The sequence below is a fragment of the Mariniradius saccharolyticus AK6 genome, from assembly GCF_000330725.2.
GTDB classification, from domain to species: domain Bacteria; phylum Bacteroidota; class Bacteroidia; order Cytophagales; family Cyclobacteriaceae; genus Mariniradius; species Mariniradius saccharolyticus.
The window spans coordinates 145364-161292 of the sequence record NZ_AMZY02000005.1; the positions used below are offsets into that span (position 1 = coordinate 145364).

The 15929-nt window shown below is 46.4% G+C and carries 10 protein-coding genes; 4 read left to right on the plus strand and 6 right to left on the minus strand.

What is annotated here, in order from left to right:
• The first annotated feature begins 3 nt into the window (after positions 1 to 3).
• On the plus strand, positions 4 to 789 hold the full coding sequence (gene truA, locus C943_RS03670) for a tRNA pseudouridine(38-40) synthase TruA (RefSeq protein WP_040478937.1): 786 nt from the start codon (positions 4 to 6) through the stop codon (positions 787 to 789).
• Positions 790 to 858: 69 nt separating this feature from the next.
• Here truA and C943_RS03675 read toward each other — a convergent pair whose 3' ends face one another.
• From C943_RS03675 to C943_RS03685, 3 genes are all read right to left on the minus strand, one after another.
• A complete protein-coding gene (locus tag C943_RS03675; RefSeq protein ID WP_008624359.1) occupies positions 859 to 1674 on the minus strand; it encodes an enoyl-ACP reductase FabI in 816 nt (271 codons plus the stop codon).
• A gap of 112 nt (positions 1675 to 1786) precedes the next feature.
• On the minus strand, positions 1787 to 3439 hold the full coding sequence (gene recN / locus C943_RS03680) for a DNA repair protein RecN (protein WP_008624361.1): 1653 nt from the start codon (positions 3437 to 3439) through the stop codon (positions 1787 to 1789).
• A gap of 174 nt (positions 3440 to 3613) precedes the next feature.
• Positions 3614 to 4771: a PQQ-dependent sugar dehydrogenase gene (locus tag C943_RS03685; RefSeq protein WP_008624363.1), complete on the minus strand. Its 1158-nt coding sequence runs from the start codon at positions 4769 to 4771 to the stop codon at positions 3614 to 3616.
• 143 nt (positions 4772 to 4914) lie between these two features.
• Here C943_RS03685 and C943_RS03690 point away from each other — a divergent pair, with 143 nt between their 5' ends.
• Positions 4915 to 6036, plus strand: a complete 1122-nt coding sequence (locus C943_RS03690) for a sugar phosphate isomerase/epimerase family protein (protein ID WP_008624368.1) — start codon at positions 4915 to 4917, stop codon at positions 6034 to 6036.
• A 70-nt stretch (positions 6037 to 6106) separates the two neighbouring features.
• Here C943_RS03690 and clpB read toward each other — a convergent pair whose 3' ends face one another.
• Positions 6107 to 8719 (minus strand): ATP-dependent chaperone ClpB, encoded by a 2613-nt coding sequence (gene clpB / locus C943_RS03695; protein WP_008624370.1) that lies wholly within the window; start codon positions 8717 to 8719, stop codon positions 6107 to 6109.
• Between the two features lie 430 nt (positions 8720 to 9149).
• Here clpB and C943_RS03700 point away from each other — a divergent pair, with 430 nt between their 5' ends.
• Positions 9150 to 12299 carry a histidine kinase N-terminal 7TM domain-containing protein gene (locus C943_RS03700; protein WP_008624374.1) on the plus strand — a complete coding sequence of 1050 codons (3150 nt, stop codon included), beginning with the start codon at positions 9150 to 9152 and terminating at the stop codon, positions 12297 to 12299.
• A gap of 74 nt (positions 12300 to 12373) precedes the next feature.
• Here C943_RS03700 and C943_RS03705 read toward each other — a convergent pair whose 3' ends face one another.
• Entirely contained in the window at positions 12374 to 13387 is a 1014-nt protein-coding gene (locus C943_RS03705; protein WP_008624376.1) for a dipeptide epimerase, read from the minus strand.
• A gap of 75 nt (positions 13388 to 13462) precedes the next feature.
• Here C943_RS03705 and C943_RS03710 point away from each other — a divergent pair, with 75 nt between their 5' ends.
• On the plus strand, positions 13463 to 14953 hold the full coding sequence (locus C943_RS03710; RefSeq protein WP_008624378.1) for a M14 family zinc carboxypeptidase: 1491 nt from the start codon (positions 13463 to 13465) through the stop codon (positions 14951 to 14953).
• A gap of 154 nt (positions 14954 to 15107) precedes the next feature.
• On the opposite strand, the gene C943_RS03715 is transcribed toward C943_RS03710, so the two are convergent.
• Positions 15108 to 15896 (minus strand): hypothetical protein, encoded by a 789-nt coding sequence (locus C943_RS03715; RefSeq protein ID WP_008624380.1) that lies wholly within the window; start codon positions 15894 to 15896, stop codon positions 15108 to 15110.
• Positions 15897 to 15929 lie beyond the last annotated feature (33 nt).

Genomic DNA, 15929 nt, shown 5'->3' on the forward strand with positions numbered 1-15929 from the left:
GATATGCAAAGCAATTGGTATACTTACCTCTTCCATGTACAATACCTCGGCTTGCGCTACGCTGGCTGGCAAAAACAGGAAGGTGTCCGCACCATCCAAGGGACTTTGGAGCGAACATTCCGTCATTCTTTGGGCGAGGAGCGATTCAAGATACTCGGAGCTGGCAGAACAGATGCAGGAGTTTCGGCGAATCGGGCTGCATTTGAGTTGTTTTCTCCAGTACCGATTGAGTTAGGCACTATCTGCTATCAGGTCAACCAGTATTTGCCCACAGATATCCGGTTATTGGAAGTGCGGGAAGTTGGGAAGGACTTCAATATCATCCACGACGTGGCATGGAAGGAGTACCGGTACAACTTAGCATTCGGGGAAAAATTCCATCCGTTCGCAGGGGGATATCTCAGTTACTTTGCTGGCAATCCGGATATTGAGTTAATGCAGGAAGGCCTCGCTTTATTGAAGGGAATGCATGATTTTAGGCGATTTTGCTCCGTAGATAAGATTACCGACAATTATGTGAGGACGATCTTGGAAACCTCCTTTTCCCGACATCCGCAAGCAGGCCTTGGCTACATTCCCGAACAGAGTTATACGATGGAGTTCAAAGGAAAGGGATTTCTACGTTACCAGGTTAGAATCATGGTTGGGGCCTTGATTGACTTGGGATTGGGGAAACTGAGTTTGGCTGAATTTGAGGAAGCACTTTCCGGACAAGGCAGCGGCGCCATCGCCATCCAAGCCCCAGCGCATGGATTGGTTTTGGAAAATGTGGTTTTCAGAAACATATAGCCAAAAAGAAAGGGCCGAAGCCCTAAATGAAGGATGACGGTGATTTGTGGTCACCGCAAATCCGTTATTTCACAAATCCTTGAACTGCTCCATCAATTCCTCGGAAATACCCGTCGTCGAATACCCACCGTCATGGAAGAGATTTTGCATGGTGACAAATCTTGTAAGGTCTGAAAACAGCGTGATGATATAGTCCGCGCATGCTTCTGCGGAGGCATTGCCAAGTGGGGACATTTTATCCGCAAAATTGAAAAACGCGTCAAATCCACCGATCCCTGTTCCAGCAGTTGTTTTAGTCGGAGATTGGGAAATGGTATTGACACGGACTTTTTTCATCTTTCCAAGTCGGTAGCCATAGCCACGCGCGATGCTTTCCAAAAGCGCCTTGGCATCCGCCATGTCAGTATAGAATGGATAAACCCTTTGTGCAGCGATATAGGAGAGACCAACGATGGAGCTCCACTCGTTGAGGACATCCATTTTCTCAGCTACGTGCATCATCTTATGGAAGGAAATGGCTGACACGTCATAAGACTTATTCATCCAGTCGTAATTCAGGTCTCCATAGGAACGGCCTTTTCGGATATTGGGGGACATCCCGATAGAGTGGAGCAAAAAGTCAAAGTTACCTCCAAGGTATTCTTTCGATTCTGCATACAGCTTTTCGATATCTTCCAAGGAAGTAGCATCAGCGGGAATTACGATCGTCTTGCAATGGTCCGCCAGTTCCTTGATCGCACCCATGCGCATGGCAATTGGCGCATTTGTCAACACAAACTTTGCGCCTTGCTCGTGGGCTTTCAATGCCGCCTTCCAGGCAATGGAGTTTTCGTCCAATGCACCCGTGATGATGCCCAGTTTCCCTTTCAATAGATTCTCAGCCATATGTCTTTTTTGGTTGGTTGAATTGTCAAAGCCCAAAATTAATCAAAAAATTAAGAAATGGGCTTGCTATCCGCGAGGGCGTTTCGTTACCGCCCAGCTTGTTTGGCCGATTTTAGTTGGCCAGCAATTCCTTGGCACTTTCAAATGCGCTTGCCGATGGATTGGCCCCGGCGATCATTTTGGCGATTTCGGTGATCCTTTCTTCCTTGCCCAAAAGTCGTATTTTACTGATGGTTTTATCTGAGCTATTGTCTTTGTACACAAAGTAATGCTGATCGCCTTTGGCAGCGACCTGTGGCAAATGGCTGATGCAAATTACCTGGTGCTTTTTGGAGATTTCCTTCATCATCCTGACCATTTGCAGCGCAACCTCACCGGAAACACCTGTATCTATTTCGTCAAAAATCAATGTCGGAAGGGCCATTTTGTCCGCCATAATATATTTGATTGCAAAAATCAACCTCGAAAACTCCCCTCCCGATGCGACCTGCTTGAGTGCTTGGGGTTTGATTCCTTTGTTGGCGGAGAAAAGTATCTCGATCTGATCTACTCCGTTTTTTGAAGGAGCAATCCCCTGATGGATAAATTCCACCCGGGCATCTTCCATCCCCAATTGCTGCAGGAGCCTTTGGAGTTGGCTCGCAAATGGACTGAATCCCGACTTGCGCTTTTCAGTTAGGGCTTTTGCTTGTACAAGCATTTCTTTCTCGGCCTTGGTTTTTTCAATCCTAAGCTTCTCCAGGGATTCGTCCAGATTTTCGACTTGGAATACCTTGTCGGCCAATTCCTTTTCAAGTTCAATCAACTTTTCTACGGAATCCAAACCATGCTTTTGCTGCAAATGATAGATATTGCTCAAGCGCTGACGGATGATTTCCAATTTCTCAAAATCCACCTCCAGTCCCGCATCCTCATCCTCCAAGCTTGCGGCGATGTCCTTCAGTTCGATTACCATACTTTGGAACCGCTCGGAATATGCTTGGAACTTGTGGGCATAGCGCGTCAGTTGCTGTAGGCCCTGATTCGCCATGGAAAGCAATCGCAGTGCTCCAAACTGATCGTCTTGAAGTTGACCCAATATCTCCTGGATTTTGGATTTGATCTCCTCGGCATTTTCCAAGAGTTCCTGATCGGATTCCAGACTTTCCTGTTCCCCGGCCTGAAGTTGCAGTGCCGACAATTCCTCCAGTTGAAACTTATTGAAGTCGGCTTCCTTCTTCATCTCAGCCGCTTCATGCGTGAGCTTTTCTAAGGCCTTTGCGGTTTTTTGATAGATCCCGAAAGCTTCTTGATAGGCTTCAAACTCAGTTTTGCTTTGGGTAAAAACATCCACCAAACCCAATTGATAAGCTCCATCGCCCAGTCGGAGATTGTCGTGCTGAGAATGGATATCCATCAGAAAGAGCCCCAATTCCCGAAGTATATCAAGTCCGACGGGCGTATCGTTGACAAAAGCCCGCGACTTTCCATTGGGGCTAATCTCCCTTCTGATGATGCATTCCGAATCAAAATCCAGGTCATTCGCCTTGAAAAAATCCTCCAAACCGTAGGTGCCGATTTGGAAACTCCCCTCTACCACGCATTTTTTTTCCTCGTCGAGCAAGGCCTTGGTATCAGCCCGATTTCCTAAAAGCAAACCCACAGCCCCAAGCATGATCGATTTCCCGGCTCCTGTTTCTCCCGTAATTGTATTGAGCGCACTATTGGGTTGCATCTCCAGGGACTGAATCAGGGCATAGTTGGAAATTCGGAGTGATTGCAGCATACGGCTCAAATTACGAAGGCAAATCTAAGAAAATCCGACTGATCCTTTAAAGCTTGAGCATAGCCCATTCGGTCTTTCCGAAAAAATACTTAGACCCTTTGTGATCGGGATATATTCACAAACCGCTAAAAAAAGCCCGACCAAAACGATCGGGCTTAGACGTACAATCGGATTTTATCGCTGCGGCACCAACTTGACCAAAAGACTGGTCGCCTCCGTGATGGCATAAATGTACCCGTCTGGACTTTCGGACACTTGGCGTACCCGTCCGATATCCTTGAGCAGGGTTTCTTGGGATTTATACTTCGTACCCTCCAATTCCACGCGGGCGATCTGCATTCCGGCAAGACCTGCCACGAGGATATTGCCTTTCCACTCGGGATATACATCGGAAGTCACCAAAGCCATCCCGCAGGTGGCGATCGAAGGAACCCAATATGTCACCGGCTGTTCCATTCCTTCTTTTTCTGTCAATTCCGTCAAAATTGAGCCGTCATAATTGATCCCATATGAAATCACCGGCCAACCATAGTTTTTTCCTTTTTCGATCAAATTCAACTCATCCCCTCCTTTGGGACCATGTTCGACGGCCCATATACGGTTGTTGGCCTTATCATAGATCATGCCTTGTGGGTTTCTATTGCCATAAGTCCAGATTGAAGGAGAAGCGCCGGGTGTATTGACGAATGGGTTGTCAGCCGGGATACGGCCATCGTCGTGGATTCGGTGGATTTTGCCGTGGTCATTGTTAAGTTCTTGGGCGTTCATCGGGCGGGAACCTTTGTCACCGTTGGAAAAGTAGAGGTATCCATCGTTGTCAAAAACGATCCTCGAACCGAAGTGTCTTCCTCCCTCCCACTCTGGATTGCAGACAAAAATCTCCTGCAGGTCGGTGAGCGCGTTGCCGGAAAGTTTGGCCCTAGAGATCACCAAGACTTCGCCCTTGTCTGCCTTTCTGGCGTAGGAAAGGTAAATCCAGCCATTTTCGGCATATTTTGGATGCACCGCAATATCCAAAAGACCTGCTTGGTTGACCTCACTGACGGCAGGCACTCCACTGAGCTTGTTTCCCGTGAATTTGTCATCCTTGAAAACGAGGATTTCTCCTTTTCTCTCAGTAACGAGCATGGTGCCGTCAGGTAGCCATGTCATTCCCCAAGGGTTGATAAACTCTGTGTAAAGCGTATCAATTTTGAGCTTGAATTTCTCTGTTTGGACAGCAAATGGATCTGGGGCTACAACTTGTGTACTTTCTTCCTTTTCGGCGCAGGAAACCAATGCCGCAAACGAAGCGGCAGCTAATCCCAGATAAATGTTTTTGAAAGTCTTCATGAATGGTTACGAATTTGCCGTAAAAATAATCAAATATCGGGCTGATTGTTTGGTGCTTTTGACGAATGGCTGGTAGGTTTTGCCGAATAGCTTTTTAAAAATTGGATGGATTTCTATCTTTCGACCAATCAAATTTCACCGCTATGCACAACCAAATCTGGATCATGACTTCCGCTTTTGACCAACTCAATTTGGATCAAACCATTTCAAAGGCCAAAGAAATTGGCGTGCAGGGACTGGATCTGTGCGTGTTTAGACGGGATGGGACAAGGGATGATTTTGTGGCCACCCATCTCGATTATGAGGTATTTGGACCGGATGATGCCAAGCGAATTGTGGACAAATTCAATAGTGCAGGATTACGCTTGTCGATCGGCGCTTTTGAAAACCTCATCGGGGGAGACCCGGCGCAGCGGGTGAAAAACCAAAACCATCTTTTGCGCCTCATCCGAATGGCATACTTACTCGGTGGCGATGAAAATGATGTCAAAGTGGGCTCCTTCGTGGGCTATAACCATGAACTGGGAATCCAAGAAAGTGGCTTTGAAAAAAACCTTGAGGAATTCCGAAGGGTATTTGCCCCCATCATCAAATACGCCGAGGACCTCGGCGTGAGTATATTGTACGAAAACTGCCCAATGGAAGGATGGCGCTCGTCTGGGTATACGACAACCTTTAATAATCTACCAGGTGTATTGGCAGCCAGAAAGATCATGTACGAACTGGTCCCCAGTCCAAACCATGGGGAAATCTATGACCCTTCCCACGACATTTGGCAAAATACCGACCCGATCGAAGTCATCCGACACACAGATATGACGCGCCTGAAGCGCATCCATGTCAAGTCTACCAGAAACATATCGGATCCTTTTTGGGGAAATATGTACCCGATGCAGCGGGTACGGGAAGACTGGGCGAAAAAAGCTGGAATCCCTGTTAGCACCAACCCTTGGGATCGCCACCACTACGAGGCGACACTCCCAGGATTTGGTCTCGGGGACAGCATGGATTGGAGGGCGTTTGTCCAAACGCTGCATGAAAAGGGCTTTTCGGGGCCTTTTGAAATCGAGAACGAGGCCAAGCTATCCAAGCAAACAGGAAAAATGGCGGCGATCGTCCAGGGCTGCAAAGCTGCCGTACAAAATTTGGCCCCTCTGCTTTGGCCCCTGACTGAGAATGGGTTCGAATACGCCGAACCAATTAAGCCTTTGGTCAACTTGGCACGGAATGATGTGCCCTTGGTGACGATGAAGGATTTGGTTTGACACCTTTGAGTGAAATAAAAAAATCCCGAGAGCTATCTCACGGGATTTCGATCTTAATCGACACGCTGTGTTAGACCTCCACGGCCTCTACGTTTCGGAAATAGACCTGATTGTCTGCATCCAACTCGACCAAAACAGCTGAGTCGTTTTTGATGTAGCCTGCCAAGATTTGCTTGGATAGCTCGTTGAGAATGAGTCGTTGGATGGTGCGTTTCAGCGGACGCGCTCCAAATGTCGGATCGAAACCGACTCTACCCAGGTAATCCAGAACCTCCTGGGTTGCTTCAATCTCGATATTGGACTCGGCAAGCCGTTTTTGGATTTCCTTCCATTGGATATCGACGATTTGACGGATCACTTTTTGGTTGAGTGGCTCAAACATGATGGTCTCATCGATACGGTTGAGGAACTCAGGCCTCACGGATTTTTTGAGCAGTTCATAGACTTCTGTTTTTGTCTTTTCCATGATCTCTTCCTTGTTCCATTCTTCCATTTCGGCAAACCGCTCTTGGATAAGATGTGAACCGATATTGGTCGTGAGGATGATGATCGTGTTTTTGAAATTGGCGACGCGACCCTTGTTGTCCGTGAGCCTTCCATCATCCAATACCTGCAAAAGGATGTTGAAGACATCAGGGTGGGCTTTCTCGATTTCATCCAAAAGCACCACAGAATAAGGCTTCCTCCTGACCGCCTCGGTCAATTGCCCGCCCTCATCGTATCCCACGTATCCGGGAGGCGCTCCCACCAATCTACTCACGGCATGTCTTTCTTGATATTCAGACATGTCTATCCTTACCATCGCATTTTCGTCGTTGAAGAGATATTCGGCTAGGGCTTTTGCAAGCTCAGTCTTACCAACACCGGTCGTACCCATGAAGATAAATGATCCAATTGGCCTTCTGGGATCCTGCAGCCCGGCCCTGCTTCGGCGCACTGCATCCGAAAGCGCCGCTATTGCTTCCCGTTGACCTGCCACACGTCTTCCCAACTCATCTTCCAAGTGGAGCAATTTTTCACGCTCACTTTGGATCATTTTAGATAGCGGAATTCCGGTCCATTTGGAAACTACTGAGGCGATGTCCTCATTGTCCACTTCTTCTTTTAGTAGCGGTGAGCCTTGCTGCATTTCTTCCAATTGGGCCTTGTAGCCTTCAAGCTTTTTCTCAGCTTCGACGATCTTTCCGTATCGGATTTCGGCGACTTTGCCAAAATCCCCGGCACGCTCGGCCTGCTCGGCTTCGAGTTTCAGCTTGTCAATGTGTTCTTTCTCCGTTCTGATTCCGGTGATCACTGCTTTCTCGCTTTCCCACTTGGCTTTTACACTTTGTCTTTTCTCGGAAAGTTCCGCAATTTCTTTGCTCAGGACAGCTTCCTTGTCTTTGTTATTTTCCCTGCGGATAGCTTCCCGCTCGATTTCAAGCTGCATGATGCGACGGTTCAATTCGTCCAATTCCTGAGGAAGTGAGTCGATTTCCATCCGAAGCTTGGCAGCAGCCTCGTCCATCAAGTCGATGGCTTTGTCTGGAAGAAAACGGTCGGATATATACCGTTGGGAAAGTTCAACAGCTGCGATGACGGCATCATCCTTGATTCGCACACCGTGGTGCAGCTCATATTTGTCCTTAATACCCCTGAGTATCGAAATGGCATCCGCAGCATCAGGCTCATCGACCATGACGGCTTGGAACCTTCGCTCAAGGGCTTTGTCTTTCTCAATGTACTTTTGATACTCCTTCAATGTAGTGGCGCCGATCGCGTGCAATTCCCCGCGAGCCAATGCAGGCTTAAGCAGGTTGGCAGCGTCCATAGCTCCTTCGCCGCCTCCGCCGGCACCGATAAGCGTATGGATCTCGTCGATGAAGAGGATAATTTCTCCATCCGAATCGGTCACTTCTTTGATCACGGCTTTCAACCTTTCCTCAAACTCCCCTTTGTACTTGGCGCCGGCAACGAGCAAACCCATATCCAAAGAGATAAGTGTCTTGGATTTGAGGTTTTCGGGCACATCACCGCTTACGATTCTTTGGGCAAGTCCTTCCACGATGGCTGTCTTACCGACACCCGGCTCACCCAAAAGGATGGGGTTGTTTTTTGTCCTTCTTGCCAAAATCTGCAAGACCCGCCTGATTTCTTCATCACGGCCAATAACGGGGTCAATTTTTCCTTTCTTGGCGAGTTCATTGAGGTTCTTGGAATATTTCTCCAAGGCTCTGTATTTGGATTCTGCGTTTTGATCTGTCACTTTGTTTCCTTTTCTAAGTTCTTTGATAGCTTCGGTCAGCGGCTTTTCAGAAATCCCCTGATCTTTCAACAGTTGCGAAATCCTGTCCGACCCCGCCAAAATTGCTAAAAACAAATGCTCAATGGCGACGAACTCATCTCCAAATGTCTTTAGGTAGTCTTTGGCTTTAGCAAGAACTTGGTTTGCCGCATTGGAAAGGTAAGGCTGCTGCCCTGTCACTTTCGGGTAGCTCCTGATGATTTCGTCCGTCTTTTGTTCGACGAAGGCCTTGTTGACCCCGAGTTTTTTGAAAATAAACCCGATCACGTTTTCGTCCTCAGAGAATATCCCCTTTAGCAAATGGGCGGGTTCTATGGCCTGTTGCTGTTGGGCCATCGCCAATTCCGCGGCCTTTTGGATCGCCTCTTGGGATTTTACTGTAAATTGATTGAAGTCCATGTTGTTAGTTGGTTTTGGTTTTTCTCTTAGTCTCGTTTTGACACCTATCGGCAAAATTCCAACCAAGCATATTTTTCGGAATTTTTGTCTGCTTTTCAGCGAAAACCCCCACGATTCGAGACTTTTTGACAGAGAAAAATAAGGATCATTGGACCAAAATTTGTCTGGGAATCCCACGCTCACTACTATGAGAAAAATAGATGTGAATTGATTGACGCGGTTGTAGGATTTTCACCTAGCGATCTAAGCAAATAAACGAAACAATATGCGTTTGTCAGCCGTCCAAAACAGCCTTCGACGGAGATAGTATTTTGATTTTTAATAATTTACCCCAATAAAATTTTTTATTCCGTACATAAATATTTTATTTTTACTTTGCTTAATCGAACTTACCCAGAAACTAGCATTGAATCCCTAGGAACCGCCTTCTATGAACCTTCAGTTTTACTTTAATCCATTTTCAATACCAATATTTTTCACTGCCCTCGTTTTTCTGTTTCTTTTGAGAATTTCGTTTTCGAAGGACTTCAAGTTAGACGATCGATATTTTTCGCTGCTGATGCTCAGCTGTTTCCTTTATTCGTTTTTTTATGCCATTGAGCTCCTGGGGGTCAATGCTGACACAATTAGGCTATTTTATTACTTGGAATTCATCGGCGGGGTATTTGTCGCGCCATTTCTATTCCTATTTGTACTTAGGTACTCGGACCAAACGCAACTCATCAACAAATTTCTCGAGCGGCTTCTTTTTGCTTGTTCTGCCTTTTTCTTGGCAATGGTATTGACAAACGAATCGCATGGACTGTTTTATGGGAGTGTCTCGGCTCAGAACAACGGCTACTTTTTGGCCGTGGAGTTGGAGAAAGGAATATTCCACTGGCTCTATGCCTCATACAACTCACTCCTCATCATAGCTGCCAATATCCTGTTGGTCAGGATGCTTTTTTCGGTCCCCGACCTTTACAAAGGTCAAGTATTGATCATGCTTTTTGGCACATTGATCCCTTGGCTGGCCTATATTCTCGTAGTATTTGGAAATTATCCCTTTGGGCTCGATCCAGTTCCTTTCTTTTTGGCAGTCAGCGCAATTGTGCTCTTTTGGGCACTTTACAAGTATCGTCTGTTCAGGACTAATCCTATCGCGTTCAAGACAATTTTTGAGAATATCTCTGACGGGATCATCATTTTCGACCGACTGGGTGATGTGGTTGCCCTCAATCTGACAGCAAAAAAATTCTTCCAGGACACAGGTATCCAAAGCCCCTCCAATAAGTCCGATTTGGCAAAGTTCCAGGATGACCTGTCGGACTTGGTAAACGGAACCAAAGCCACCATCGAAATCGAGGACAAGATCTCCGAAAAGTCATACGTCGTCTATCTCCGAACAATAAACGGTGAACATCCCGATGGAGACAATTTCCAGTATCTGATTATAAGGGATATCTCCGAACAAAAGGCCACGGAAGTCCTCATTAAGGCCAATGAGGAAAAAATGCAGCACGTCAATCAAGACCTGCTGCGAAAGGAAAAGATGTTGACATCGATCGCCTTTGCAACGAAGGAGCTCCTTTCCAACCAAGACTTTGAAATTGCCACACAAAAGGCAATTACCTTGATTGGCGATGGTGCCGGCGCAGATCGGGCTTATTTATTCGAAAACCGAATTGATGAAAACGAGAATATCCTAAGTTCCCAAAGATTTGAATGGAGCGCATTGGGAGTACCGCCAGAAATTGATAATCCAAACCTTAAGGACCTTCCCATCGGGATGTTTGGAAGGGCTGCCGAAAACTTCCTTCAGAATAATTCATTTCACGGTATCGTATCCCAAATGGACGAGGATCCGGAGCTGAAAGAATTGTTTCAAAGCCAAGATATCCTTTCAGTCCTTTTGATTCCAATTTATGTAGAAGACCATTTCTGGGGATTTGTAGGATTTGATGACTGCACCAATGAAAGGCATTGGAGCGATGCCGAAACCGCATTGCTTATCTCTTTTGCGGACAGTATTTCAAATGCAATAGAGCGGAAAAACATGGAGAAGAACTTGATCTTCTCCATGGAACAAGCAAAAGAGGCAAGTGTGGCGAAATCAGAATTTCTTGCCAACATGAGCCACGAAATCAGAACCCCGCTCAACGGTGTGATAGGTTTCTCGGACCTGTTGATGAAAACAAACTTGGAGGATAACCAAAAAGGATACCTGAAATCCATCATCCAATCCGGCAACCTATTGTTGGGCTTGATCAATGACATTCTGGATTTCTCCAAAATTGAAGCCGGCAAACTGGAACTTAGCCAAGAATGGTTCAATGTCCGGGACGTGGCCGCCGAAACCTTGAAAATTATTCAGCCTGTTGTCGACGAAAAGAAACTTCAACTTCAGCTCAATGTAAATACCGATGTGCCAAAATTTGTACAGGGCGACCTGACGAGAATCAAACAAATCCTGATCAACCTGCTCAGCAATGCCGGAAAATTCACACACGAAGGCAAAATTGCGATGGAAATTTCCGTAGACAATCTACGCTCCAGTGCAACCAAAAAGGCATTGATCTTCTCAGTGATAGATACTGGAATCGGTATTTCCAAGGAAAAACAACAAACTATCTTCGAGGCTTTTGCTCAGGAAGATACTTCAACTACCCGAAAATACGGAGGCACTGGGCTTGGGCTCACAATCTGCAGCAAATTGCTCGAATTGATGAAAAGCAAGCTGGAACTTGAGACCGAAGTTGGACAAGGTAGTACTTTCTTTTTCACGTTGGAATTACCGTTTGCGGAGCAAATAGAGGAACCGACTTTAGAAGTTTCACCGGCGATTATCGTGGAACGGGAAGAAAAGGAAACGCCGGCGTCAAAGGGCACTTACAAGGTATTGTTGGTAGATGACAACCCAGTCAATATGCTGTTGGCGAAGTCCATTGTCAAAAAACTCCTTCCTTCCAGCGAAATCTCCGAAGCTTACAATGGTGCAGAAGCCGTTACCCAATACAAAAGGGAGGTTCCTGATATCATCTTTATGGATATCCAAATGCCTGAGGTGAGCGGCTATGAGGCAACCAAACAAATCAGAGTTCTAGAACAAGACCGACATACACCAATCGTGGCACTAACTGCCGGTACTGTCAAAGGGGAATATGATCGTTGTATCGAGGCAGGCATGGACGACTATCTGAGCAAGCCTGTTTTGGTATCGGATATTGCGGGGATGATCGAGAAATATCTCGGATCGCAGCCGATAGAGGAACAAGGAGAAGCGATTTCCTCAAAATTTGACGAGTATAAAAAATCAGATCCGGAATTTTTCAGGGAATTGGTGGAAGTAAGTATCTCCAACATTTCAAAACTCAAATCCGCACTGCAACATCACTTTGATCAAGGCGACCTCAAAGGCGTGAAGCAAACTGGACACGCACTCAAGGGCGTGGGATTGAACCTGGATTTTCAGGGCCTTGTCCAAGCGGCTGGAGACGCGGAAAGATTGACGGAAATCACATTGTCCACGGCACCGCTTGTCAATGCAACAATCGAGGAGGCGAATAGGATTTTGGCATTACTGGAGAAGGAAATCAAATAGGATAGCGAATTAGAATCATTGGCTGGCCTGCTTGTCCCACCGAAAGCGAGTCAGGGCAATGATCGGGTTTGATTTCAAAAAAGCAATACCGCGCCTATGCCATCCCTATCAGGGAAGGTGACTTTTTCGGGACTGATGCTAACCCCCGCGGCAATGTCCTTAGCAAGCAACATCGCCCCGTCCATATCGACATAATCCAACAACGGGGCAATATGGGCAATCGCACTGATCCCAACCGAAGACTCCGTCATACAGCCCACCATCGTCTTCATTCCCAAGCTTTTGGCATGGTGGATCATCCTGAGGGCAGGCGTTATACCCCCCGCTTTGACGAGTTTGATATTGATTCCATGAAATAGTCCCTGGCATTTGGCGACGTCTGATTCCACGATACAGCTTTCGTCCGCCATCACTGGGAGCTTGGAGTATCTATATACCTCTTTCATCCCAGCCAAATCATCCTTGCCAAGCGGCTGTTCCATAAATTCCACACCCAATTTGGCCAGTTCTTCCGAATTCCGAATGGCCTGTTCAGCAGTCCAGGCACAGTTTGCATCGATTCGAAATACAGCGTCGGTGTGTTTTCTCAGTTCCCGAATGATCTCCAAATCATGGTCTGTACCCAATTTAATCTTGTAAAGCGGCCAGTCCACTTCCTTCATTTTGGCTACCATTTTCTCAACCGTATCGATTCCGATCGTGTAATTGGTGACAGGAATATTGGAGGGGTCAAGTCGGAGGTACTCATATAGTTTTTTGCCCCGCTTCTTGGTAAATATATCCCAAGCAGCCATATCCAAGGCGCATTGGGCAAAGGGATTGCTTTCAAAAATATTCTTCCCCATTTCCCAAAGTTGTTCGGGACTTTGCCAGGCGCCATTTTCTACCAAATCCCTACTCGCCTCAAGGCGCTCGGTGATGTTCTCCGCGGTCATGCCGTAGAAAGGATTGGTGGTCGTCTCCCCGAGTCCAAAAAATTTCCCGTCTTCCAGTTTCACGATGACAGTATCTTGAACATCACGGCTTTGGTGGGCGATGGTAAACGTGTGCTTCAGCGGCAGGTCTTTGACGAAATAGGTGAGCTTCATTGGAGGCAATTTGCGGGTAAAAGTAAATTTATTTTCCTGTCTAAGTTTATAACTTAGCCGAAAATAAACACCGCCATGACCGCTCTATATTTCCAACAAAGGATTCTTTTTTTCGCCTTAGTGATAATCACCATTTCATTCGCACCAGCCTGTCGCGCTTCAGGTATTGCTGAAAAACCGTCGAACCCATCGAGACTGGAACAAGCCTACGAGCGCTACAAAGAGGCATCAATTTCCGAAAGGAGATTCAAGTACGATTCGGTCATCGGACTTGTCACGGCGAGAAAGGGAAACTTCGAAGTACAACCAGTCGGAAAGTCCGTCGAGGGAAAAAACGTGTACCAAATGACAACCGGCACAGGCAAAACCAAAGTGATGCTTTGGTCCCAGATGCACGGCAACGAAAGCACTGCGACCATGGCCCTGTTTGACATTTTCAATTTTCTGGAAGGAAAAAATGACGGCTTTGATGACATCAGGAACACCCTGCTGAGTAAACTGACGCTAAGATTTATCCCGATGGTCAATCCAGACGGAATGGACCAATGGATCAGAAGAAATGCTCTTGATATAGATTTGAATCGGGATGCACTTGCGTTGGCGTCGCCGGAAGCCGTTTTGTTGAAAAATGCAAGAGATGAGTTTTCTCCGGAATTTGGATTCAATCTCCACGACCAGCAGATCTATTATACGGCTGGAGAGACTCGAACACCTGCCACGATTTCAGTATTGGCACCGGCTTACAATTTTGAAACAGAAGTAAATGACGTCCGAAAAAGGGCCATGCAGGTGATCGTCGGCATGAACAAGATGATGCAGGAAGTAGCTCCCGGTCACGTCGGCAAATACGACGACGCCTTCGAGCCCAGGGCGTTTGGCGACAATTTCCAGAAATGGGGCACAAGTACCATCCTGATTGAGTCCGGTGGCTATCCAAACGATCCAGAGAAGCAGCAAATCCGCAAACTCAACTTCATGATCATGCTTCATGCCTTGCTGGAAATTGCGGAGCAAAAATATACTTCCTACAGCTTGGATGACTACTACAGCATCCCGGACAATGCCACCCGCCTGATGGACTTGATTGTCCGAAACCTGAGAATGAAATATGCAGACTATAAATACAAAGTGGACATTGGCGTGAGAAGGAGGGAAACGGACGCGAATGGATCATTTTTCGTAACGGGCGCGATCGACGATTTGGGTGATCTGTCGATATTCTACGGCTATGAAGAGTTGGATGCGAGTGGTCTTGAGATTGTCGAAGGCAAGGTCTATGAAAAGGAATTTGCAAAAGTCTCCGACATCACTCCTGACGAAGCCTTAGAACTATTGAACGCCGGATACCTTGCGGTAAAAGTCCAAGAAGCTCAGGAAAGGGAACTGCACAATCTCCCGATTTGGATCCTAAAGACAGCTAAGACCTACCCCAAAGGACTCAGAACTGGAAACAACCCAAGTTTTTTCCTGGCTGAAAACGGCAAACTGAAATATGCGATCGTCAATGGCTACCTGATCGACCTCCAAAAACCTTCCCAAACAAAATGGATGATGCGGGTGATGTAAATGTCCTTTTCCAACCCAGTAAAAAAATAAGAGGGGCAAAAAGTAGAACTATTGCCCCTCATTTTATATCAAAAAACCGTGGAAAAATTCAAATCTGATGATTCAAATTTACCACGGCGCATAGTCAAAAAAAATACCCTGTTTAGGGTATTTTTCATTCATTTTCGGCAAGAATGCGGTGATTTTTAAGCAAATTTTCCATCGCTAACACACGATCACAAGGATAATACCTCTTTGCCTCATCCAGCTGTTCGATTGCATCAGTTAGGTTTCCCTCGTTGTTGTAAAATATCGCCCGGTTGAAATGCTCAAGCCCTTTGAGTTGGGAAATCGAAATCTCCCGATAAATGGATGGATTAAGGATCGACTCTAGTTCCCTGAGTCTCGGGTTCAGGTTTAGGTTTGGGGTTTTGTCAGGCCCAAATACACTCAGATAGTTTTTTACTTCTGCAGAGCCCGAGATAAATCCATCTATACCTCCGGTACTTTCCAGAATGATTTCTTCTCCCCCTTGTTCTACAATGACAAACACATGATGGGAAGTCTCCATGATGCTGTATGGGATTTCAAATCGATCGAGCAGAGACGCTAGCAATAACGATCCCGATACACAATCAAACTTACCCTCCTGCATCACATCCTCCAACAGGGAATATTGCTGATATTCTTCCAATAGATACATCTCAGTCCGGTAATACAGAGACTTGAGAAATCGGGGATGTCCTTTATACTTTTTGTAGTCCTTTCCCAACTTAGTCACCAACTTCCGAAAAAGCGCATGGCTTTGCTCCCATTGCGATACAAAGTCGAATGAAGAAAAATCCTCAACGGGTACGTTACTCGGCTTATTTTGGGCGACCCAGTCAGCAGCTCCAAGGGCTCGGGTTTGATGGCTTTCTATGAGACCGAAAAACAAAAGGAATGAAATGAGATAGGCTTTCATACCAATGTTAATTTATTGTTAAGTAAACTTAAC

Bases quoted from the DNA above. Each gene is read 5' to 3' on its own strand.
- truA (WP_040478937.1), top strand. From the start codon at position 4: ATGCAAAGCAATTGGTATACTTACCTCTTCCATGTACAATACCTCGGC.
- C943_RS03675 (WP_008624359.1), bottom strand. From the start codon at position 1,674: ATGGCTGAGAATCTATTGAAAGGGAAACTGGGCATCATCACGGGTGCA.
- recN (WP_008624361.1), bottom strand. From the start codon at position 3,439: ATGCTGCAATCACTCCGAATTTCCAACTATGCCCTGATTCAGTCCCTG.
- C943_RS03685 (WP_008624363.1), bottom strand. From the start codon at position 4,771: ATGAAGACTTTCAAAAACATTTATCTGGGATTAGCTGCCGCTTCGTTT.
- C943_RS03690 (WP_008624368.1), top strand. From the start codon at position 4,915: ATGCACAACCAAATCTGGATCATGACTTCCGCTTTTGACCAACTCAAT.
- clpB (WP_008624370.1), bottom strand. From the start codon at position 8,719: ATGGACTTCAATCAATTTACAGTAAAATCCCAAGAGGCGATCCAAAAG.
- C943_RS03700 (WP_008624374.1), top strand. From the start codon at position 9,150: ATGAACCTTCAGTTTTACTTTAATCCATTTTCAATACCAATATTTTTC.
- C943_RS03705 (WP_008624376.1), bottom strand. From the start codon at position 13,387: ATGAAGCTCACCTATTTCGTCAAAGACCTGCCGCTGAAGCACACGTTT.
- C943_RS03710 (WP_008624378.1), top strand. From the start codon at position 13,463: ATGACCGCTCTATATTTCCAACAAAGGATTCTTTTTTTCGCCTTAGTG.
- C943_RS03715 (WP_008624380.1), bottom strand. From the start codon at position 15,896: ATGAAAGCCTATCTCATTTCATTCCTTTTGTTTTTCGGTCTCATAGAA.